This window comes from Paraplanobispora siamensis, assembly GCF_016863175.1.
In the GTDB taxonomy this organism is placed as follows: domain Bacteria; phylum Actinomycetota; class Actinomycetes; order Streptosporangiales; family Streptosporangiaceae; genus Planobispora; species Planobispora siamensis.
On record NZ_BOOJ01000058.1, the window covers coordinates 57,850 to 78,905 of the forward strand.

The 21,056-nt window shown below is 72.2% G+C and carries 20 protein-coding genes and 1 pseudogene; 12 read left to right on the forward strand and 9 right to left on the reverse strand.

Translation table 11 applies throughout. The annotated features are described in order from the left end of the window. Positions 1–34: 34 nt before the first annotated feature. Together Psi01_RS43680 and Psi01_RS32895 are read right to left on the reverse strand one after the other, a co-directional pair. Positions 35–793 (reverse strand): annotated as a pseudogene (locus Psi01_RS43680) (GAF domain-containing protein); the annotation flags it as partial. Between the two features lie 164 nt (positions 794–957). Next, positions 958–1,701 carry a GAF and ANTAR domain-containing protein gene (locus Psi01_RS32895; protein WP_204068039.1) on the reverse strand — a complete coding sequence of 248 codons (744 nt, stop codon included), beginning with the start codon at positions 1,699–1,701 and terminating at the stop codon, positions 958–960. Positions 1,702–1,990: 289 nt separating this feature from the next. Between Psi01_RS32895 and Psi01_RS32900 the strand changes: the two genes are divergently transcribed. Next, entirely contained in the window at positions 1,991–2,350 is a 360-nt protein-coding gene (locus Psi01_RS32900) for an STAS domain-containing protein (RefSeq protein ID WP_204068040.1), read from the forward strand. A 2-nt stretch (positions 2,351–2,352) separates the two neighbouring features. Here Psi01_RS32900 and Psi01_RS32905 read toward each other — a convergent pair whose 3' ends face one another. Then, positions 2,353–4,593, reverse strand: coding sequence for an ATP-binding protein (locus tag Psi01_RS32905; RefSeq protein ID WP_204068041.1), 2,241 nt, complete (start codon positions 4,591–4,593; stop codon positions 2,353–2,355). Beyond that, positions 4,586–6,316 (reverse strand): ATP-binding protein, encoded by a 1,731-nt coding sequence (locus tag Psi01_RS32910; RefSeq protein ID WP_204068042.1) that lies wholly within the window; start codon positions 6,314–6,316, stop codon positions 4,586–4,588. Before Psi01_RS32910 ends, Psi01_RS32905 begins: the two co-directional genes overlap by 8 nt. Positions 6,317–6,604: 288 nt before the next feature. Here Psi01_RS32910 and Psi01_RS32915 point away from each other — a divergent pair, with 288 nt between their 5' ends. The 3 genes from Psi01_RS32915 to Psi01_RS32925 all read left to right on the forward strand — a co-directional run bounded on the left by Psi01_RS32915 (position 6,605) and on the right by Psi01_RS32925 (position 9,646). Further along, complete coding sequence (locus Psi01_RS32915) at positions 6,605–6,811, forward strand: hypothetical protein (RefSeq protein WP_204068043.1); 207 nt, start codon at positions 6,605–6,607, stop codon at positions 6,809–6,811. Between the two features lie 104 nt (positions 6,812–6,915). Further along, positions 6,916–7,953 (forward strand): endonuclease/exonuclease/phosphatase family protein, encoded by a 1,038-nt coding sequence (locus Psi01_RS32920; protein ID WP_239128198.1) that lies wholly within the window; start codon positions 6,916–6,918, stop codon positions 7,951–7,953. 136 nt (positions 7,954–8,089) lie between these two features. After that, positions 8,090–9,646, forward strand: coding sequence for a choice-of-anchor I family protein (locus tag Psi01_RS32925; protein ID WP_204068045.1), 1,557 nt, complete (start codon positions 8,090–8,092; stop codon positions 9,644–9,646). Between the two features lie 104 nt (positions 9,647–9,750). On the opposite strand, the gene Psi01_RS32930 is transcribed toward Psi01_RS32925, so the two are convergent. Beyond that, entirely contained in the window at positions 9,751–10,959 is a 1,209-nt protein-coding gene (locus tag Psi01_RS32930) for an MFS transporter (protein WP_204068046.1), read from the reverse strand. Positions 10,960–11,120: 161 nt separating this feature from the next. Here Psi01_RS32930 and Psi01_RS44620 point away from each other — a divergent pair, with 161 nt between their 5' ends. Beyond that, complete coding sequence (locus tag Psi01_RS44620; RefSeq protein WP_373872525.1) at positions 11,121–11,432, forward strand: FG-GAP-like repeat-containing protein; 312 nt, start codon at positions 11,121–11,123, stop codon at positions 11,430–11,432. A gap of 72 nt (positions 11,433–11,504) precedes the next feature. On the opposite strand, the gene Psi01_RS32935 is transcribed toward Psi01_RS44620, so the two are convergent. After that, positions 11,505–12,884 carry an FAD-binding oxidoreductase gene (locus Psi01_RS32935; protein WP_204068047.1) on the reverse strand — a complete coding sequence of 460 codons (1,380 nt, stop codon included), beginning with the start codon at positions 12,882–12,884 and terminating at the stop codon, positions 11,505–11,507. A 154-nt stretch (positions 12,885–13,038) separates the two neighbouring features. Here Psi01_RS32935 and Psi01_RS32940 point away from each other — a divergent pair, with 154 nt between their 5' ends. Continuing rightward, positions 13,039–14,175, forward strand: coding sequence for a helix-turn-helix domain-containing protein (locus tag Psi01_RS32940; protein ID WP_204068048.1), 1,137 nt, complete (start codon positions 13,039–13,041; stop codon positions 14,173–14,175). A gap of 269 nt (positions 14,176–14,444) precedes the next feature. Beyond that, entirely contained in the window at positions 14,445–14,666 is a 222-nt protein-coding gene (locus tag Psi01_RS32945; RefSeq protein ID WP_204068049.1) for a hypothetical protein, read from the forward strand. A 91-nt stretch (positions 14,667–14,757) separates the two neighbouring features. On the opposite strand, the gene Psi01_RS32950 is transcribed toward Psi01_RS32945, so the two are convergent. Continuing rightward, a complete protein-coding gene (locus Psi01_RS32950) occupies positions 14,758–15,330 on the reverse strand; it encodes a TetR/AcrR family transcriptional regulator (protein ID WP_204068050.1) in 573 nt (190 codons plus the stop codon). A 91-nt stretch (positions 15,331–15,421) separates the two neighbouring features. Here Psi01_RS32950 and Psi01_RS32955 point away from each other — a divergent pair, with 91 nt between their 5' ends. Further along, positions 15,422–15,880, forward strand: coding sequence for a DUF6463 family protein (locus Psi01_RS32955; RefSeq protein ID WP_204068051.1), 459 nt, complete (start codon positions 15,422–15,424; stop codon positions 15,878–15,880). 29 nt (positions 15,881–15,909) lie between these two features. Here Psi01_RS32955 and Psi01_RS32960 read toward each other — a convergent pair whose 3' ends face one another. Beyond that, the gene (locus Psi01_RS32960) at positions 15,910–16,623 is read right to left on the reverse strand and encodes a LysR family substrate-binding domain-containing protein (RefSeq protein WP_239128199.1); all 714 of its coding nucleotides are present in this window, start codon (positions 16,621–16,623) and stop codon (positions 15,910–15,912) included. 54 nt (positions 16,624–16,677) lie between these two features. Between Psi01_RS32960 and Psi01_RS32965 the strand changes: the two genes are divergently transcribed. The 4 genes from Psi01_RS32965 to Psi01_RS32980 all read left to right on the forward strand — a co-directional run bounded on the left by Psi01_RS32965 (position 16,678) and on the right by Psi01_RS32980 (position 19,710). After that, positions 16,678–17,043 (forward strand): DUF5997 family protein, encoded by a 366-nt coding sequence (locus Psi01_RS32965; protein ID WP_204068053.1) that lies wholly within the window; start codon positions 16,678–16,680, stop codon positions 17,041–17,043. Positions 17,044–17,125: 82 nt separating this feature from the next. Further along, positions 17,126–17,509, forward strand: coding sequence for a nuclear transport factor 2 family protein (locus Psi01_RS32970; RefSeq protein ID WP_204068054.1), 384 nt, complete (start codon positions 17,126–17,128; stop codon positions 17,507–17,509). 209 nt (positions 17,510–17,718) lie between these two features. Next, positions 17,719–18,699 (forward strand): BtrH N-terminal domain-containing protein, encoded by a 981-nt coding sequence (locus Psi01_RS32975; protein ID WP_204068055.1) that lies wholly within the window; start codon positions 17,719–17,721, stop codon positions 18,697–18,699. A gap of 132 nt (positions 18,700–18,831) precedes the next feature. Further along, a complete protein-coding gene (locus Psi01_RS32980; protein WP_204068056.1) occupies positions 18,832–19,710 on the forward strand; it encodes an MBL fold metallo-hydrolase in 879 nt (292 codons plus the stop codon). Between the two features lie 54 nt (positions 19,711–19,764). On the opposite strand, the gene Psi01_RS32985 is transcribed toward Psi01_RS32980, so the two are convergent. After that, positions 19,765–21,030, reverse strand: coding sequence for a GAF domain-containing sensor histidine kinase (locus tag Psi01_RS32985; protein WP_204068057.1), 1,266 nt, complete (start codon positions 21,028–21,030; stop codon positions 19,765–19,767). Between the last annotated feature and the right edge of the window lie 26 nt (positions 21,031–21,056).

Sequence of the window (21,056 nt, forward strand, 5' to 3'; positions counted from 1 at the left end):
CACAGTTCAGCGTGGTGTCGCGCGCGGTGGCGTAGGTGAGCAGGTCGTCGATCAACCGGCTCATCTGCCCGGCGGCCCTGGTCACCCGCTCCAGGCACTCGGCGTTCCTCTCCTGGCCGGGGTCCTGGGCGATGTCCTGGTGCACCATCTCGCTGAAGCCCTGGATCGTGGTGAGCGGGCGCTTGAGGTCGTGGGCGACGACACCGGCGAAGACGTGCAGTTCGGCCTCGCGGCGCCGGGTCTCCTCATACAGGCGGGCGTTCTCGATCGCCACGCCCGCGGCGGTGGCCAGCGCGGTGACCACCGCCTCGTCGTCGGCGTCGAAGGGCCTGCCCCCGGTCTTCTCGGTCAGGTACAGATTGCCGAACACCTCCTCGCGGACCATGATCGGAACGCCCAGGAAGCTGTCCATCGGCGGATGGCCCTGCGGGAAACCGTAGGAGGCGGGATGGCCGGCGATGTGCGCCAGCCGCAGCGTCTCGGGCTCTCTGATAAGCAGCCCGAGCAGGCCCTTGCCGTGCGGCCAGTGGTCGATCTGTGCGATCTCCTCCTCGGTGAGGCCCACTGGGATGAAGCGCTTCAGCGTGCCCCCCTTGCCGATCACCCCCAGTGCCCCGTAACGGGCCTCGACCAGAGTGACGGCGGCCTCGGTGATCCGCCGCAGCACCGTCTCCAGGTCCAGGTCCCGGCCGATGGAGACCACCGCCTCCAGCAGCGCGTGGATCCGGTCCCGCGCCGCCATCAGCGTCCTGAGCCGATCCTGTAGTTCTTCCAGCAGGTCGTCCACCCGCATATTCGGAAACAGCTGCCTGTCGCTCACGCCCGCTCTCCTCCCCCGGTCAGGCTGCGGACCTGTGCCCCACCAGTGTTTCATCGCGCCTTTGGCGATGCGGAGACACCCCTGCGCGCCGCCGGCTGTCGCCGGACGGGGTACGGCCGGCGGCGTCAGGGCCGGTCTCAGTCCGGAAGGTCGAAGGCGCCGGTGTCCGGCGGCAGCCCGCCGACCGCGGTGACGATCTCGGCGGCCAGGTCGCGGACTTTGAGGTTGCGGTTCTGCGAAGCCCGGCTCAGCAGGCTGAAGGCCTGGTCGGCCGGGCAGCGCTGCTGGGCCATCACGATGCCGATCGCCTGGTCGATGACGCTGCGGGAGGCCAGCGTGGTGCGCAGGTCGGCGGCGGTGCGGGACTGGTCGGCCAGGTGCAGTCCCAGGGCGACCGCGCCGGCGGCGGTGCCGGCGAAGATCCTCATCCGGTCCTGGATGTCCGCGTCGAAGGCCTCGGGGTGGGTGCTGTAGAGGTTGAAGCCGCCCACGATCGCGCCCGGCCCGCGCATGGGCAGCGCCAGGCACGAGCGCACCCCGTGGGCCAGGGCCTCGGGGCAGAACGCCGGCCAGCGCTGCTCGGCGCACGTGTCGGCGATGTAGTGGATCTGACCGGTGGCCAGGGTGTCCAGGCACGGGCCCTGGCCGGTGCGGTACTGGATGCGGTCGACGGCCACCGTCAGCTCGTCGCTGCTGGCGATGGTGGCCGCCCGCTGGTCGCGGGTGACGGTGATGCCGCACCTGCTGTCCGGCGGGAGGTCGGCCACCGCCAGCAGGGCCAGCTCGTGCAGGAACGCCTCGAAGGTGTCGGTGGACAGCAGCAGCGCCAGCAGCGCGTCCGGCCGGGCCGGATCGGATGGGGCCGGGTGGGGCGAGGACATGCGTGTCTGCGCTTTCGAGGAGGTGGATTTCAGAGGTCACCGGCTGGACGGGCGCGGAAGCGACGGATGCGGGATTGCAGGTGCCCCGGTGTCCCCTCCAGCCTGACACGCCCCAGGAGATGGTTAGGCCCGCCGGTACGGGTAGAGGTAGGGGTGGTCCAGAGACGCGGCCGCCTTTTCGCCATGTCTGCGGAGGTGAGCCCTCTTGGTGCCGTCGAGTGATGCCTGCAGCCTGCGATCGCGGCAGGTCGGCGCATCGGATTCTGAGCCGGATGAGGCGAGGACCGGCATGGAGCTGTCGGTGCGGTTGGCCGCCGTACACCAGGATGCGGCCGTGGTCGAGGTGGAGGGAGCACTGGACGTCAGCACCGTCGCCCTGCTGGAGGCGGTGCTGGCGCCGCTGCCCGGCCGTGGCATCCGCCATCTGGTGCTGGCCGCCACCGGCCTGCGCTTTTGCGACGGGACGGGGTTCGACGCGCTGGCCGGCGTGCACACCGCCCTGGCGGCGGCGGGCGGCGGTCTGCTCATCGTCGATCCCTCGCCCGTGCTGCAGCGGCTGAGTCTGTTGATGCGCCGGCTGCCCCGTGCGGCATCCGGCGCGCCGGACGGACCGGCCGACCGGATGCCGAGGCTCCTCTGCGGTCCGTAGCATCACTCGGGAGTGGCGGGTACGGCGGGCAGAGTGAAGGTGAAGCGGGCGCCGCCGCCGGGATTGTCGGCAGCGGTGATGGTGCCGCCGTGACGCTGCACGATGCGCTGGCAGATCGCCAGGCCCAGACCGGTGCCGCTGTAGGTCTCGGCGGCCTCGGCGGCGCGGTGGAAGCTGGTGAAGATCGCCTGATGCTCGTCCGGCGGGATGCCGATTCCCCGGTCGGCCACCTGGATGCCCACCCGGCCCTCCGCGGCAGCCCAGGTGGTGACCTCCACGCGGGCGGCCTGGCCGGGCGGGGTGTACTTGATCGCGTTGCCGACCAGATTGTCGACCAGCCGCCGCACCAGGGTCGCATCGGCGTAGACCTCCGGCAGCGGGTCGATGCGCACCTGCGGCGGCGGGGCGGCCGGGTCGGCGGCGACGGCGGCCAGGTGCTCCCCGACGATCTCACCGACCAGGCCGTTCAGGTCGATGCGGCGGGGCTGCAGTTCGGCGTTACGGGCGGCGGCGTAGGCCAGCAGATCCTCGATCAGGTGGTTCATCTGCGCCACCCCGGCCAGGATCCGGTCCAGGTAGCGGGCCTGCCCGGCTGCCAGAGCCGCGACGGGATCGTGTTCGGGCCGCCGCTCGAGCGGGCCGTCGAGATCGTCGCGGGCCAGTTCGGCGAAGCCGGCCACCGTGCTCAGGGGTCGTTTGAGGTCGTGGGCCACGATCCCGGCGAAGGCCTGCAGTTCGGCCTGGTGCTCGCGCAGCTCGGTGATGTCGTAGGAGGAGACGACCGCGCCGATGAGGCGCCCGCCGGTGTGCCGCAGCGGGCGGGCGTGCAGCATCAGGATCCGCCGGGTGCCGTCGGGCAGCAGCACCGCCGCCTCCAGGTTGTCGACGTCGTGCCCGTCCAGGGCCCGCATCAGCGGACTCTGCTCCACCGGCAGCGGGGTGGCGTCGGTGCGCAGGAGCGGGAGGTGGCGGGCCAGTTCCGTCGCGGTCCGGGGAGGGAAGGACGGCAGTGCGGCGCGGGCGACCTCGTTGAGGTGCACGATGGTCCCCTCGGCGTCGCAGGTGACGACGGTGACCTCGATGGTGTCCAGGACCTGCGTCAGGTAGGCCTCGTGCGCGGCCAGCTCGTCGCGGGCGGAGCGCAGCGCGGCATGCTCGGCCCGCAGCGCGGTGGTGGCCTGCTCCACCTGCGCACGGGCTCCGGCCCGGCCGCTGGCCAGGGTGAACACCAGCGCGCCCAGCAGCAGGCTCAGCGCGCTTCCCCCGGCCGCGGCCAGGGCCGGGAGCGCACTGGTGGCGCCGGGCAGGGCGCCGCTGGAGGCGGCGATGCGCAGCTGCCAGGAGCGCTGGCCCACCTGGATCGCCGCGGTGCGGTGCAGATCGTGCGGGGGGTGTTGCGCTCCTGCCGCGGTGATGGCCGCCACCGGCACCAGGCGGCCGTCGGACTGGCGGGCCGACAGCAGCACGTCGATGCGGTCCGCGGCGATGTGCCGCAGGGCGGCGGCGGCGAAGTCCTGGCCGCGCAGGCCCATCGCCACCCAGCCGATGAAGGCGCCGCCTTCGCCGGCGGGCTCGTGCACCGGGGCGACCATCACCAGCGATCTCTGACGCCGCTCCGGGGGCAGATGCCGGTCGATGAGCAGGTGGTAGGTGTCGGAGACGGTGACGTGTTGGGTGTAGCGGGCCTCCTGCAGGGCGCGGTCCAGTTCCGGCACTTGGCCGGCCTCGAGCCCGGGTGCCGGCTGGGCGCCCGGCTGCAGCGGCCGGTTGAAGATGACGAAGGTGTGTTCGCGTCCGTGTCCGCGGCCGTCGGTGCGCAAGGTCAGATCCGGCACGCCGCGGGTGCGCCACCGGGCCTGCACCCGGGGGATCTGGATGTCGGTGGCCGCCACCAGGAACGTGATCGAGGTGGCGCCGGGCAGGGACAGCTCCGGTAGCGACGCGGTGATCTGGGCGAAGGCGTCGGCGGTGAGCTCGTCGAGCGCCCCGGCCGCGGCGGCCGTCGCGGCCAGCGTGTCGGCGTAGCGACGGGTCTCGGCCTGAACGGTCAGACGGGTCAGGACGGCGCGCTGGTCCATCGCCTGGGCGCTGGTGCGGTGCTGGGCCTGGTGCAGCGCGGCACCGGCCGCCGCCGAGGCGCCCGCCCCGAGCAGGGTCACCAGCAGCGCCGTCGGCAGCGGCCACGCACGGCCGCTGCGCAACCACGCCCATCGGCGGCGCGACCTCGCCGTTCCCTCACCCATGCCGGGGATCGGTTCCGTCGGGCAGCGGGTCGGGCCGGTCGGCGTCCGGGCCTGACGTCCAGATCGGCAGGGTGAGGGTGAAGGTCGAGCCCCGGCCCGGGATCGTGGCCGCGGTGACGGTGCCGCCGTGCGCCTCGGCGATCGCCTTGGTGATGGCCAGCCCCAGCCCGATGCCCTGGATGGCGTTGTCCTCGGCGTAGCGGGTGCGGTAGAAGCGCTCGAACACGTGCGCCAGCTCGTCGGCGTCGATGCCGGCCCCGTGATCGATGACCGTGATCGTCGCCTTCGGGCCGTCGGCCGAGGCGTGCACGGTGATCGGCGTACCGGCGGCCGAGAACTTGACCGCGTTCGACAACAGCGCGCCGACCGCCCGCACCAGCAGATCCCGGTCGCCGGCGAGCGGAGCGAGGCCGGGGTCGACGAGCACCCGGAAGCTGTGCCCGCTGTCGCGGGCTCCGACGCCGGTGACGCGCACCGCCTGCTCGACGACCTCGCCGACCGGCACCGGTACCGCCGTGATGTCCAGCCGGTCGGCGCTCAGGGTGTTGATCGCCAGCAGGTCCTCGACCAGGTGCTGCAGCCGTACCGTGTTACGGATCATCGCCTCCAGCATCTTGCGGCCCGGCGGCGAGGCCTGCACCACCCCGGCCTCGGCGTCCGTCACGACCTCCAGGTAACCGATCATCGAGGCCAGCGGCGTGCGCAGCTCGTGGGAGACGGTGGCCAGGAAGGCGTCCTTCACCGTGTCCAGCTCCTTCAGGCGCGCCACGGTGGCCTGCTCGGCCTCATAGGCCTGGCGCAGCGCCTGCTGGGCGTGGTGCCGGTCGGTGATGTCATGGATGAACGCGTGGAAGGCCCACGTGCCGTCCTCATGGGTGGCCCACACCACGATCTCGATGGGGAACTCGCTGCCGTCGGGCCGCGCGCCGGCCAGTTCCAGACGCCGGCCGAGCACGTTCGACTTCCCGGTGGCCAGGAACCGGGCCCGGCCGGCCTGATCGGCGCTGCGGTAGCGCTCGGGCACGATCGCCTCGTGTACCAGCCGGCCCAGCACCTGAGCGCGGGACCGGCCGAACATGCGCGCCGCCGCGGCGTTCCACTCGGTGATGCGCCCGGTCGCGTCGGTGGAGACGAAGCCCTCCACCGAGGTGTCGATGACCTGCCGCAACCGGTCACGGCCGGCCTGGACGGTGACCTGGACGTTGCGCCGGTCGACGATGCGGCCGAGCTGATGACCGAGGCTGGCCATCACCCGCAGCAGCAGCTCGTCGGGCGCGGCCGACCGGACGGAGAAGAACTCCAGCACCGCCGCGACCCCGTCGGCGGCCACGATCGGGACGGCGAACGCGGCCCTCACCTCCGGCGGCCGGCCCCGCCGGGCGCGGACGAACACCGCGTCGGCGGTGACATCATGCGACCAGACCGGCTGCCCGGTGGCCACGACCCGGCCGACGATGTCGACGCCGGGCGCGAAGCGGGTCACGGCGCTGATCTCGTGCAACGCCGGAAAATCCTCGATCGGTCCCGCCCAGAGGCCCGAGGAGACGAAGTCCCCGCCGTCGTCGGCCGGCACGCACAGATGCCCGAGCGGCCAGCCGGTCGCCTCGCGCACCGCGTCCAGCACCGTGCGCGCCGCCTCCCCCAGATCGTCGCCGCTCACGGCCACGGCCGTGACGGTGTCCAGGAGCCTGACCAGCGCCGCCTCCCGCTGCGTGCTCGCCACCGCGCTCGTCCCTCCTTCATCACGACGCGTTCACTCAGTCGACGCGACCACTCCTGCCTCCAACCGAGAGTAACTGAGTGATTTCTTTCCGATGTGCCGCGGGGCCGTCATCGCCGTGTCGCTTCACCCCGGCCGAGCGAATCGAGCGGGAGAAATCACTGATCGAGCAGACCCGCTGAAGGCTCCGCCGCTCAGACGGATCTACGGCGGGCGCCATGACTTTTGTCATCCGCCCCTGGTGATTTCGACATCTACATCGGACCCACCCTCCTTCGCGAAGATCGAACCATGACGAACACCGCGAAGAACTCCAGCGAGAACACGGCGAAGAACACCGCCCCCAACTGGAGCATCGGCATGGCCGCCGGTCTCGCGATCGGCATGGGCCTGGGCGTCACCCTCCACAACTTCCTGCTGGGGCTCGCGCTGACGCTGTGCCTCGGCACGGCCCTGGCCTACGCCCACCCCGTGAAGGACGCCGGGGACCGGCGGTAACTCCGCGCCCGGACGGCCGAGCCGGAGGCGGGCGCCCGAGGCCCGGTATCCGTCCCCGGCCGGGCGGTGCGCGAGTGGAGACGGTGACCCGTACGGTCGGACGCATGAGCATCGACGATCGGAGGGCCGGCTCCACGGAGCGGCGCCCGGGCCGCATCGGCCGGGGGCGCCGGGACGGTGAGGCGGCGGGCCGGACGCTCTGGACGCGCGGGCGGGTCCTCGCCTCGATCGCCGTACTGGTGAGCGCGCTGATGGCCTTCCACGGCGTCGTGCCCAACACCGTGGGCAATCTCGGCAGCCTGCTGGAGACCTTCCTCCCCTGGGCCGGTCTGGCCGTTCCGGTGCTGATGGCGGCGGCGTCGCTGCGTCGCTCGGCCCTTGCGACGGTGTCCCTGGTGCTGCCCGCGGCGGTCTGGGCCGCCCTCTTCGGCGAGCGGATCTTCCCGGCCGATCGTGGGACGGCTCACGACCTGACCGTCGTGCAGCACAACGTCGACGACGAGAACCCCGATCCCGGGGGAACCGCGCGAGCCCTGGCCCGGGCCGGAGCGGATCTCATCGCGCTGGAGGAGCTGACGCCCGAGGCCCTGCCCGTCTACGAGGCCGTGCTCGCCCCCGACCATCCCCACCACGCGGTCGTGGGCACCGTCGGGCTCTGGTCCCGCCATCCCCTGGTGGACTCGCGGCCGGTGGACATCAGGCCGGCGGGGGTCGGGGGAGACTGGAACCGGGGGATGCGCGCTACCGCGCGGACGCCGTTCGGTGATATGGCGGTGTACGTCGCCCATCTGCCCTCGGTCCGTCTCCGGCTGCCGGACGGCTTCGGTTCCGCCTGGAGGGACGAGAGCGCCGCCGCGCTGGGCGCGGCCGTCGCCGCAGAAGAGCTGGACGGGATCGTTCTGCTGGGTGATCTCAACGGCACCCTCGACGACCGCGGGCTGGCTCCGATCACCTCCCGGATGGTCCCGGCGCAGGAGGGTTTCGGCTTCAGCTGGCCCGCTGCCTGGCCCGTCGCCCGCATCGACCACGTCATGACCCGCGGGGCGGTTCCCGTCAGCACCTGGACCCTGCCCGCCACCGGCAGCGACCACCTGCCGGTGGCCGCCCGCATCAGGCGGGGGGCGCCTGAACCAGGCGGGTGAGGCGGCGGCCGGTGGTCGGCGGGCCTGTCCGGACATGGCCGGTACGGCCCGCAGCGCCGTACCCGGTCGTCTACCTTCATCTGCCGGTCATCTCCGGGTAAGTGACCGGCCATGGAATCACGTGATGATGCGCCTCATGCGTAACACGACCCTCGCCCGAGCGACCGCGGCCGCGGTCGGCGGGCTGATCCTCCTGCCCGCCGCCATCACCGGCCCCGCCGCGGCCGAGTCCGGCAACCGGGACATCGAGCTGGCCTTCCTCGGCCGTCACACCACCGGAATCGTCGCCTCGGGCGCCTCGGAGATCACCGCCTACGACGCGCGCACCCGGAGGGTCTTCGTCGTGAACGCGCAGGCGGGCACCGTCGACGTGCTCGACATCCGCGACCCCCGCGCCCCTCGCAAGGTCGCCACCCTGGCCACCCCGGGAGCCAACAGCGTCGCGGTCCGCGACGGCCTGGTCGCCGTGGCCCAGCAGGCCGCCGTCAAAACCGAGCCCGGCACCGTGGCCTTCTTCAGCGCCAGGACCGGCAAGAAGCTCAAGGAGGTGGCCGTCGGGGCGCTGCCCGACATGGTGACCTTCACCCCGGACGGCCGCCGGGTGGTCGTCGCCAACGAGGGCGAGGCGGAGTCCTACTGCGAGGGGAAGGCGGCCGACCCCGAGGGTTCGGTCAGCGTCATCGACGTGCGCCGCTGGACGGTGCGGACCGCGGGCTTCGCCGCCTTCGACGCCGCCCGGCTGCGCGCCGAGGGCGTGCGGATCTCCGGGCCGGGCGCGACGGCCGCCCAGGACCTGGAGCCGGAGTACGTCACGGTGGACGGGGACACCGCCTACGTCACCCTCCAGGAGAACAACGCGCTCGCGATCGTGGACCTGAACCGGGCCAAGGTCCGCGACGTCGTCCCGCTCGGCCTCAAGGACTGGTCGAAGAGCGGCATGGACGCCTCCGACAAGGACGGCAGGACCGACATCCGGTCCCGGCCGGTCAAGGGCATGTACCAGCCCGACGCCGTCGCGCACTTCCGCGACCGGGGACGGACCTATCTCGTCACCGCCAACGAGGGCGACGGCCGGGAGTGGGACTGCCACGCCGACGAGGTCCGGGTGAAGTCGCTGAACCTGTCGGCCGCGGCCTTCCCCGACGCCGCCACGCTGAAGCAGGACACCGAGCTCGGCCGCCTGAACGTCGCCGCGGACTCACCCAAGGACGCGAGCGGCGCCTACACCGAACTGCACGCCTTCGGCGCCCGCTCGATCTCGATCCGCACCGCCTCCGGTCAGCTGGTGTGGGACTCGGGCGACGGGCTGGAGCGGCTGATCGCCCAGCGGCTGCCCGGGCAGTTCAACGCCGACAACGAGGAGAACGGCTCCGCCGACAGCCGCAGCGACAACAAGGGACCCGAGCCCGAAGGCGTCACCGTCGGCGAGGTGCGCGGCCGTACCTACGCCTTCGCGGGGCTGGAGCGCGTCGGCGGGGTCGTCGCCTACGACGTGAGCGACCCGCGCGCGCCGCGCCTGGCCGGCTACGTCAACACCCGCGACTTCGCCGGCTCGGTCGAGGACGGGACCGCCGGGGACGTCGGTCCCGAGGGCGTGCTGTTCATCGCCGCCGCGCAGAGCCCGACCCGCCGCCCGCTGCTGGTGGTCGGCAACGAGATCAGCGGCACCACCGCGATCTACGAGATCCGCTGACCCCGGCCGTCCGCTGATCCCGGCCGCCGGTGAGCACACCGGCGGTCGGTTCGCGTTCGAGGATTCCACCCCGGCCCCGGGTGCCGCCGGGGCAGGGCGATCGCCTACCCCGTCCGCCCCGGCGCCTGTTCCCGCTGATCCGCCGCCGCCGTCCTGCGGGCCAGCAGCACCACGCCCACCAGCAGGACCTGCAGCCCGGCCAGCGTCCAGGTCAGGCCCAGACCCTCGGCCAGCCATCCGACCACGACCGGGCCGAGCAGGATGCCCGCGTACGAGACGGTGGTGAAGCGGGAGACCGCCGTCGCCACGCTCGCCGGGCCGTACCGCTGCGCGCTGCTGTGCCCCACCGCGCTGAGGATGACCGGGAGCAGGACACTCAGCCCGGCGCCGAGGACGGCGAAGCCGGCGATCGCGACCGCCGGTGACGGCACGAGCGCCAGCGCGAGCCCGGCGATGGCCAGCAGGCCGCCGCAGAAGACCAGCCGGACCGCCCCGAAACGCCGGTGCAGCCGGTCCCCGAACAGCCGTCCGGCCGCCTGGAGCGCGGAGAACCCGACGTAGGCGAGCGACGCCACGGCGAGCGTGGCGCCGCGGTCCTCGTGCAGGTAGACGCCGCTCCAGGTGGACACCGCACCCTCCAGGAGCAGCACCGCGGCCCCCATCACGCCGAACAGCACCACGGCCGGGCTCCACCCGCTCCGCCGGCCTGCGGCCGGCCGCTCGCCGGCGTCCATCTCCGGCGCCCGGCCGTCGGCCACCGGCATCAGCCACCGGCCGATCACCGCGGCGAACACGACGACCGGTACACCCAGCAGCAGGTAGTGCCAGGTGAGCGGCACGTCCCCCTTGACGGCCAGGCTGCCGAGCAGCGACCCGATGATGGACCCCAGGCTCCAGGCGGCGTGGCAGCCGTTCATCACCGGCCGGTCCAGCGCCCGCTCGACCGCGATCGCCTGCGAGTTCATCGCCACGTCGAGCAGCCCGCCGACCGCACCGAACAGCAGCAGCGCGGCCAGCAGCGGAACGAAGCCGCCGGAGAGCCCGACCACGGACAACGAGACGGGCAACGCCACCGCGCTCACCCGCGCGACCAGCGAACTGCCGTACCGGGCGCTCAACGCGGCGGCGAACTGCATGCCGAGCAGCGCCGCCACGGCGGCGAAGGTCAGCACCACGCCGAGGCGGCCGTCGGTCAGGCCGACGGAGCTCTTCAGGCTCGGGACGCGGACGTAGTAACTGGCCAGGACCATCCCGTTGACCAGGAAAAGACCGGTGACCGCCCACCTTGGGAGACGAAGATCGCCGTCCGTCATGAGCAGCCCGCTACCCCGGGCCGGGCTCGCCTATCCCGCGGTGCCCGGTTATCCGGTGAGCGGGATCGGCCGTGACGCGACCATGACACGGCGCGGACGGGGCGGGGCCGCGGCCCCTCGACAGTGGATGCCGGAGGCTCCGGCCACCCGGGCAGCTCCTGCTGGAGTGGCCGGCCATCGGGGACTTCGACGGCGACGGCCGGGACGATCTGGTCTTCCGCGCCGGCCGCCGGATCGAGCTGCTCGCGGGGGGTCTGCCCGATCGGCGGGAGATCGGCCCGTTCGCCTGTCCCGGGCACGACTACTACGCGGCGACGCCGGTGCGGGCCGGTGACTATGACCGGGATGGAGGCGCCGAGGCGCTGATCGACTGCTGGGCGGACTATGACTTCGAGCCGGGTCCGCACCGCTGGTGGGTATGGGATGCCGACGCTCCGCCGGCCGGCTTCGACGCCTCCGGGTTCGTCTCCTGAGGCGTGCGGGCGCGGCCGGGGGCCGCTCCGCGGTGAAGGGCACGCTCGATCGCGAAGTGATCGAGGTCGCGTCTACCGGGATGAATCGATCGGGTGGTTGGCCTTGATCACATCGTGCGGGTCGTAGGCCTGCTTGATCTGCCGCAGCCTGCGCCGTACGTGATCGGGCTCGAAAGCGATCCCGTGGCCCGGCCGTTCGGTGAAGTTGCGGTAGGAGGTGCGGGCGCGCCACGGGGCCAGCACTCTGTCGATCACGTCGAGGGCGGTGTGCACGGCCGCCGCGGAGGCGGCGTCGACGGTGATGCCCCCGGAGAACACGGTGAAGGCCGCGTCCAGCGACGACACCGCGCCGCCGGAGCGGGCACCCGGGGCGAGCGCGCCACCGAGGTGACGGGCCTCGATCGTCAGGAGAGGGACGTCGGCTCCGGGGCCGGCCACCGCGAGCAGCGCGGCCAGGGTCTCGTCGGACAGCTCGGTCAGCTGGAAGCCGTCCCCCGCGGCCGGGGTGGGGCCGGGCGGGTCGAGATGCAGCATGTCGAGCGCGGCGGCCGGGGTGGGCGCGAAGGTGTCGAGTTCGGGAGCGAGTTCGCGCAGCGGCGCCAGCAGCGCGTCGGCCGCCTCCCGGTCGAGCTGGGCCACCGCCTCGACCGCCACCAGGCTGCGGCCCCGGAACGGCTGCGGGATCTCCTGCAACGGCGGGAAGCGCAGCAACCGGCCGAGGGAGGTGACCGAGTCCGGCACGGTGGCGGTCCAGTCGCGCCACCGCTTCAGCACCTCCTCGGCCCGTTCCAGCGGCCAGTACATCGCGCCCGCGTACACCTCGGTGATGGGGAACAGGGCGAACTCCAGCTCGGTGATGATCGCGTGCGCGCCCCCGCCGCCGCGGATCGCCCAGAACAGGTCCGGCTCGTGCCAGGCGTCCACGCGCCGGATGCGCCCGTCGGCGGTCACCACGGTGGCGGCGGTCACGTGGTTGGCGGCCAGGCCGTGGGAGCGGGCGAACCAGGACAGGCCGCCGCCCAGGGTGTAACCGACCACGCCGACGTCGGAGGCGGTTCCGGCGAGCCCGGCCAGGCCGTGCTTGGCGGCCGCCGCGCTCACCTCCGCCCACACCACCCCGGCTCCCACGCGGGCCAGTCGTCGCTCGGGGTCGATGTGCACATGCGCCATCTCGAAGGTGCGCAGCAGGATGGTGTCGTCCAGCGGGCCGAGCGGAGCGGCGTTGTGCCCGCTGCTCTGCGGGGCCACGCGCAGCCCGCAGGCGCGGGCCGTCTCCAGGGTGGCGGCCACGTCCGCGGCGGAGCGGGCCAGCACCACGGCGGCCGGGCGCTGGTCCACAGCGAGCTGCCAGGCCGAGCGGGCGGCGTCCCAGCCCGGGTCACCGGGCAGGACCAGCGACCCTTCGAGCCGTGGGCGCAGGGATTGCAGGCCGGGGAGAGGGATGGCGGGCATCGTGGTGTCCTTCTCGATCGGTGATCGTTGTCGTCGTGATCGAGAGTGCCGGGGAACAGGCGGCGGCCCCATCCCGCCCGGCGGGGGTATCGCGGGGCGCCACCCCCCGCAGATGGGGGATGTGCCGCATGCGACGGCCTGCGATCATGGCGGTATGGACGGCATCGGGGAGTCAGCCGGCGCTGAGGCGCCCGCGCGTGAGCGGGCGCTGGAAGTGTCGGGCAGGGGGTCGGAGCTCTTCGCGGCGGCCGCGCGGCGTCTTCGCCGGGTGGTGCCGTACGACGCGGCGGCCTGGATCGGCACCGACCCGGCCACCGTCCTGCCGACCTCGCCCATGCGCGTGGAGAACATCGGGCAGGAGCACTGCGAGACCTACTGGCAGCGCGAGTACGGCGCGCACGACATGCTGACCTTCCGCGACGTCGCCCGCTCGGCCTCCGCCGTGGGGACGTTGCGGCAGGTCACCGGTGGCAACCTGGGCCGCAGTGTGCGCTTCCGGGAGTTCATGCGGCCGCTGGGGTACGCCGACAACCTGCGCGCCGCCTTCCGCATCGGCGCGGGCGCGTGGGGGGTGGTGGACCTGTTCCGCTCCGGCGACCGTCCGCCCTTCGACGAGCGCGACCTGCGCCACGTGGCCGCCCTGGCGCCGGGGATCGCACTGAGCCTGGCCGGACTGGCCGTCGCCACCGGCCCGGGCGCGACCGCGGCGGGCGCGGCCGACGCGCCGGGCACGGCGCTGTTCGACGCCGATGACCGGATCGTCTTCGCCGACGCCCAGGCCGAGCACTGGTTCGGGGAGCTGGGCGGCTCGCCCTGGTCGCCTCTGTCGACCACTCTGCGGACGGGGGCCGTCGCCTCGGTGGTGGCGCGCGCCCGGGCCGTGGCCGCCGAGCGGGAATCCGGTCCCGCCGTCATACGGGTGCGCGGTGACAGCGGGCGCTGGGTCGGCATCCACGCCTCGGTGCTGCAGGACCGGAGGGGCCAGGCGGGGCCGGTCTCGGTGGTGTTCGAGCCGGCGACGGCGATGCAGATCGTCCCGATCATCGTGGAGGCGTACGCGCTGACGCCGCGCGAGCGCGAGGTCACCGAGTGCGTGGCGCGCGGGCACACCACCGCGGAGATCGCCACCCGGCTGCACCTGTCCACGCACACGGTCCGCGACCACCTCAAGGCGATCTTCGCCAAGGTGGACGTCGGCAGCCGCGGCGAATTGGTGGCGAGGCTGTTCGGGGAGCACGCGGGCTCCCTCATGCACGCCCCCGACGCCGACATCGTGCACGTTCACGACTGACACGGGCGGCCACTTCACCGAGCTCCGCCAGACGGAGACCAGCTCCGCCTGATGAGCCGCAGAGGTGGTCGAGAGCTCGAGACGCACGCGGTAGTTCACCGTTTCGGGGTCTGGAACGGCGACGAAATCGAGGTAGAAGCCAGCGGGATCCGGCCAGGCGATGCACAGGGGGCGGTCGGCGCCGCCGGGATCTCGTCCGAACGCAATCCGGCCGAGTGGTTGCTACGAACTCCTGTGACCGACAAGCCATCGGCACTGAGGAGTCAGCAATGCAGCACAACAACACCACCAGCAGGCGGGCCAGGAGGCTCGCCGTCGCCGTCGCCGCCGCCGGCGTCATCGTGGGCGGCGGGGTCGCCGTGGCGGGCCCGGCCGCCGCCGACACCTTCTGCGGAGAGACGGGGGACGGTGGCTTCGGGTGCGTGATCGACCAGGGCGACGGAACCTTCAAGATGGTCAACAGCAACGGAGACATCGTCTACAACTGGTGACGCCGCGCACCCGGCGCCTGACCTGACGACGGGCGGACCGCGACCGGCTCGCGCCGGCGTGTGTCCGCCCGTCCACGTTATCGGCGCCGCGTCAGGCCCGCCCGGGGCCCGCCGGCAGCAGGGCGCGGATCGCGGTGCCGACGGCGTCGAGGTCCACCGCCTCGGGGGCCACCCGCCACTGGGCGTGAACGCCGATGACGGCCCCCACCAGCAGGACCGTGAACGCCTCCGGCGTGGTTCCCGCGGGGAGCGCCTGCGCCGGTATCCGGGCCCGTACCGCCTGCCGGAGCGCCGTGTGCAGCCGCGCGTAGTGCTCGCGGATCGGTGAGTCCACCTCCACGGCCTCGGCGAGCAGGGTGATGAACAGGCGCGCGGCGGGCAGGCGGATGAACTCCATGACCTGGTCGAGCGGATCGCCGGGATGTTCCCCGGCGGGCGGGGTGAGACCGGTCAGCACGGTCTGGAGCCGGTCGTCGACCACCGCCTCCAGCAGGCCCAGCTTGTTGCCGAAGTGCCAGGGGATGGAGCCGCGGCTGATGCCGGCCCGTTCGGCGATGTCGATGAAGCTCGTCTGCCGGTACCCCTTCTCGGCGAAGAGCTCGGCGGCGGCCGCCACCAGCAGCCGGCGGCTCTCCTGAGTCCTCTCGATACGTCGCGTGGCCATGCGGTCCATCTAATCAGGTATGCCGGATGACATAGCAAGTGTTAGTCGATATAGCCTGTGTCGGCCAACACAGAAAAGAAGGAGGCTCACGATGAACTCCGGAAAACGACTGCTCCGCTGGGCGAGCGGGATCATGATCGTGCTGGGGGCGGGGCACCTGTCCCTGCTGACGCTCATCGCCCGGCAGGACGTCACCGGCTGGGTGGACCGGGGGATGTGGGCGGCGGTCCCGCTCGTGCTCTCGCGCGGGGACGCCGTACCGACGGTGGAGTCCCTCCGGAACCAGGCCGTCTTCTGGGGCGGCCCGGCGAGCTTCTCGGTACCCCTGGTCCTCCTGGGCTGCCTGACCTGGTACCTCGCCGGACGCGGGGTGGCCGTGCCCGCCGGAATCGGCTGGGGCCTGGCGGCCTGGTGCCTGCTGGGCGGCGTCCTCCTCGTGCCCTCCCCGTTCTTCGCCGGGACCGTCGCCGGCGTGCTCATCATCCTGGCGGCGCGGAAGGCGGGAGATCGGCCGGGGGCAGTCCGGGATCGGAGGACGGACTCGGCGTGATCCGCCGGCTCCACGCCGGGAACGACGGCTCAGCGGGGCCGGTGGCCCTTCCTGCCCCGGCCGGTCTGCGCGCCCCGGCGGCCCGATCCGCCCGGAGCGGGGTTGCGCGGCTGCTTGCGCGCCTTCTGCGGGGCGGGTGCGGGGGTACGGCCCCGCGAGCTGTTCGCCGTACGCCCGCGGACGATGCCGATGAAGTCCTCCACCAGATCGGTCGTCGCCTCCGCGGGCCAGGCCAGCGCGACCTGTGACTGCGGCGTCTCCACAACCGGCCGGTAGGTCAGATCCCTGCGGTGGTACAGGCGCGCCAGCGACTGCGGGACCAGAAGCAGCCCGGCCCCCGCCGCCACCAGCTCGATCGCCTCCGCCGTCGTGTCCGGACGCCTGAAGGCCGGCAGCCCCGGCAGAGTCGTCCACTCAAGGGTGTCGTCCATCGGATGGAGCACCTCGTCGTCGGCGAGATCGGCGACGGTCACCTCGTCGGCGGCGGCCACCAGGTGATCCTTCGGCACCACGACCATGGTGGTCTCGACGTAGAGAGGGATCACGCTGAGCCCCTCGCGGTCCACGGGCAACCGCACGAACCCGGCGTCGGCGCCGCCGTCGCGCAGGAGCTCCACCACCTCGGCGGCGGCGACGGGGATCAGGGTGAGCGGCACGTCGGGTACGCGCTCGGCCCAGATGTTGACCCATTTGGCGGGCGTCACCCCGGGTACGTAAGCCAGCCGGAACTCCCTGTCAGTCACTTCCTCAGAGTACCGATGTCGGGGGAGGCGGCTTGGAGCCATACCCTTGACACCATGGCCAAGCCCAAGACCATCCAGACGATGAAGCCCGCGACCGCAGCCAAGAAGCTGGGCGTCCTCCTGTCGGCCACCCCCGCCGAGTTCCAGGAGGGACTCGTCTCCAGGGATGAGCTGAACGCGATGCAGGCCGCTCCGCCGGCCTGGCTGGCCGACCTGCGGCGCAACGGGCCGCACCCCCGGCAGGTCGTCGCCGCGAAGCTGGGCGTCTCCAACTCGGGCCTGGCCAGGGGCGGCATCACCGGGCCGCTCACCACCGCCGAGATCGACGCCATCAAGGCGGACAACCCCGAGTGGCTGCAGCGCGAGCGGTCGGTCCAGGCCGAGGTGCGCAAGGAGGCGCAGCGCCTCAAGCAGCGCTAGCCGGGCCCCGGACTTTTCTCCGGACAGCGTGTCGAGAAAGCTCGACCGGCGCCGACTGACCGGTGAACGACGAAGGAGGGTCATGTCCACTGCGGGCCAGTCAGCGAACAAGCAGACCGTCGAGCGGTACATCGACGGGTTCAACAAGTCCGATCACGAGCAGATCCTGTCGTGCCTGACCGACGACATCGAGTGGACCGTGTTCGGCCATTACCGGATCACCGGCAAGGAGGCCTACGACGCCAACATCGAGGGGCCGGATCCGGTCGGCGTCCCCCCGAAGGTGGAGATCACGCGGATGGTCGAGGAGAACGACGTCGTCATGGCGGAGATGACCCTCGAAGCACTCCAGAAGGACGGCAGCGTGATGCGCGCCGCGATGGGCGAGGTGTTCGTGATGCGCGACGGCCTGATCTGCGAGCGCCGGGCCTACGTCGTGCCACTGGTGGAGAACGACCACAGGTGACGGACTGTCACGTATGAGTCGGACATCCCGACGTCCTCCGTAGCGCTCATCGTGATCCGTCGATCACCCGCCACCGCCCTCGTTCGCGGCTGGACTCTCCCACCGGGGGAGGCCGCACACTCCTTTCAACGGCCCGGTAACCGGTCGTGAAGGGGACGGGGGCGGGGACGGCGTGACCGTTCGCCGCGTCAGCGTGAGGAGAGCGACGCATGACCATCGTGGACGTCGAGGCCCGCGGCATGCACCACTGTGAGACGACGGCGCTGGGAGTGCTGTTGCGGCACGAAGGGCTCGACCTGTCCGAGCCCATGCTGTTCGGGCTGGGCTCGGGCCTGTCCTTCGTCTACTGGGACAGCAGGGGCATGGCCTTCCCCTTTCTCGGAGGCCGCGTCAAGCCCTTCGATCTCACCAGGAACCTGGCCGCCAGGCTGGGGCTGACGCTGACGGCCGAGGAGACCGCCTCGCCGCGCAAGGCGTGGCAGAACGTGGCCGCCCCCATCGACGCCGGCCGGCCGGTCGGCCTCCAGCTCGACTCCTACCACCTGGACTACTTCCGCTCCAGGGTGCACTTCGGCGGTCACATGGTGGCCATGTACGGCTACGACGAGCACGACGTCTACCTGGTGGACACCGACCAGCAGGGAGGAGCGGTGCGCACCAGCCGGGCCGGTCTCGCCATGGCGCGGGCCGAACGCGGTCCGATGACCGCCAGGAACCGGTCCTTCACCATCACGCTGCCCGCTCACCCGCTCTCCTGGCAGGAGCGGATCGTCCCCGCCATCAGAGACTGCGCCGAGGCCTTCCTCGCCGCTCCCATCGCGAACCTGGGCCACCGCGGCATCGAGAAAGCCGGCAAGAAGGTGCCCGGCTGGCTGCTCCGCGCCGGCGAGCCGCAGCGGGACCTGCCGCAGGCCGCTCTTCTCATGGAGAGGGGCGGCACCGGCGGCGCCCTGTTCCGCGCTCTCTACCGCGACTTCCTCGACGAGTGCACCCGGCTGATCGACGACGGCGACCTCCGCGCCGGTCACCGGCTGTACGCCGAGGCCGCCGTGCTGTGGACGGAGGTGTCCACCTTGATCGCGAAGGCAGGGGAGAGCGGCGACGCCGAGCACCTGGAGCAGGCCGGCGTCATCCTCCACGATCTTTCGCACATCGAGAGGGAGGCCATGCAGATCCTGAGCCGGCTGTAGCTCCACGGGGAGGCCTGTCGTGCCGCCGCAGGCCGAACCGCTCCACCGCCTCGGCGGCAGTGGCCCCTTTACCATCGGCCGTGGGGACCGCAGGATCTTGTTGACGACCAGACCACTTACGGAGACAGCCCCATGGGAACCCCAGAAACGATCACTTTCGCCTCCTCCCCGCCCCGGGCCCGGGCCTTCGACGTGGCGTGGATCCACGGCTCGCCGTCGGCCAAGCACAACACCGATCCCGACATCCAGGTGTACGCCTACGACGAGCACACGTTCGTGCTGCGGCAGAACAAGGCGATCAACTACGAGGCGCCCTTCCTGTTCCTGCTGTTCGGCGCCGATCGGGCCGTTCTGCTGGACACCGGAGCGACCGAGTCGGCCGAGTTCTTCCCCTTGCGGGACGTGGTCGACGACCTCGTCGGCAGCTGGCTCGCCCGCCATCCTCGTGACGGTTACCGCCTGCTGGTCCTGCACACCCACGCCCACGGCGACCACACCGCGGGCGACTCCCAGTTCGCCGACCGTCCCGGCACCCTGGTCGTGGGGGCCCGCAAGGACTCCGCATGGCCGTACTTCGGCTTCGACGCCGATCCCGACCGCGTCGCCCCGGTCGATCTGGGCGGCGGCCGGGTGCTGGAATGCCTGGCCACCCCCGGCCACCACGAGGCGGCCGTGACGTTCTACGACCCGCACACCGGTTTCCTGCTGACCGGGGACACCGTCTATCCCGGCAGGCTCTACGTCCAGGACTGGCAGGCCTTCACCCGCACCATCGACCGGCTGGTCGACTTCGCCGCCGCCCGGCCCGTCACCCACGTCCTCGGCTGCCACATCGAGATGACGACACGTCCCGGAGTCGACTATCCGATCCGCACCACCTACCAGCCGGACGAGCCGCCTCTGGAGATGACCGTCGCCGACCTGTTGGAGGTCCGCAAAGCCGTCGACGAGGTCGGCGACCGGCCCGGCTCGCACGCCTTCCCGCGCTTCGTCATCTGGCGCCAGGACTGATCGCCCACGCTGTCACGCACGGGCCGGCCGTCGTCCCGGCTTGCGGCGCGGGTTCTAGCGGCGCGTGGCGTGGCCGTTCGGCAGTCCGGGATCCGGTGACGGTGAGGTGTCGCCGGCGGTGCCGGGCAGGCTGATGCGCACCCGGGTGCCGCGACCGGGCCGGCTGTCGATGTGCACCTGTCCGCTGTGCAGCTGGACGATCTTGTTGGTGATGGACAGCCCCACGCCGGTGCCGCCGATCGCCCGGTCCTCCGCCTCACCGCCGCGGTAGAAGTCATCCAGCACGTGCTCCAGATCCGCCGGGGTGATGCCGATCCCGGTGTCGCGCACCTCGATCGTCGGGACCGGTTCGGCCGTGACGACGACGATGACGCTCCCGCCGGGCGGGGTGAACTTGACGGCGTTGTCCAGCACCTGGGCCAGCGCGTGCTCCAGCCGGGCGGCGTCGGCCCACGCCGTCACCGAGGCGGGGGCGCGCACGCCCACGGCGAGGTGGCATTCGCGGGCGGCGGGCATGACCTTCTCCACCACGCGCCGGGCCAGCTCGGCCAGGTCCACCGCGCCCGGGCGGTGGGCGAGGGTGCGGGCGTTGAGGCTGGCCATCAGCAGCAAGTCGTCGATGAGCCCCAGGATGCGCTGGCTGTTGCGTTCGATCACCCGCAGGAACTTCTGCTCGGTCACCTCGTCCAGCCCGCCGTCCTTGATCAGCTGCAGGTAGCTGGCGATCGAGGTCAGCGGGGTGCGCAGCTCGTGGTTGACGGTGCGCAGGAACTGGTTCTTCAGCTCCTCCGTCTCCCGCAGCCGGGTGATGATCTCATCGGCCCGCTGGGTGTAGTAGCGGGCCTCCATCAGGCCGGCGACGGCGGCGCCCAGCATGATCAGCGCCTGGTGCTGGTCCTCTTTCAGGCGACGGGGCACGTGGTCCATCACGCACACCGCGCCCAGGGCGTGGTCGTGGCTGGTGACGATCGGCGCGCCGCAGTAGAAGCGCACATACGGTTCACCGGTCACCCACGGGTTGGTGACGAAGCGCTCATCGGCCAGCGCGTCGGGGATCTCCAGCACCTCGCGGCTGCAGATGACATACGAGCACGCCGTCGCCTCCCGGCCGCCGCGCGTTGCGGTGATGCCGACGCGGCCCTTGTAGGACTGGCCTTCACCGTCGATGAGGGTGACCAGCGCGAGCGGGGCCTGGCAGACGGCCGCGGCCAGCCGGGCGACGGCGGTGAAGTCGGGTTCGGGTACGGCGGGCAGGGACTGCAGGGTGGCCAGCTCCGCCAACCGCTCGGGTTCGTCGGTAGGGATCGGGATGGAAACCATCGGCTCCTCCACTCACGCTCGTGATT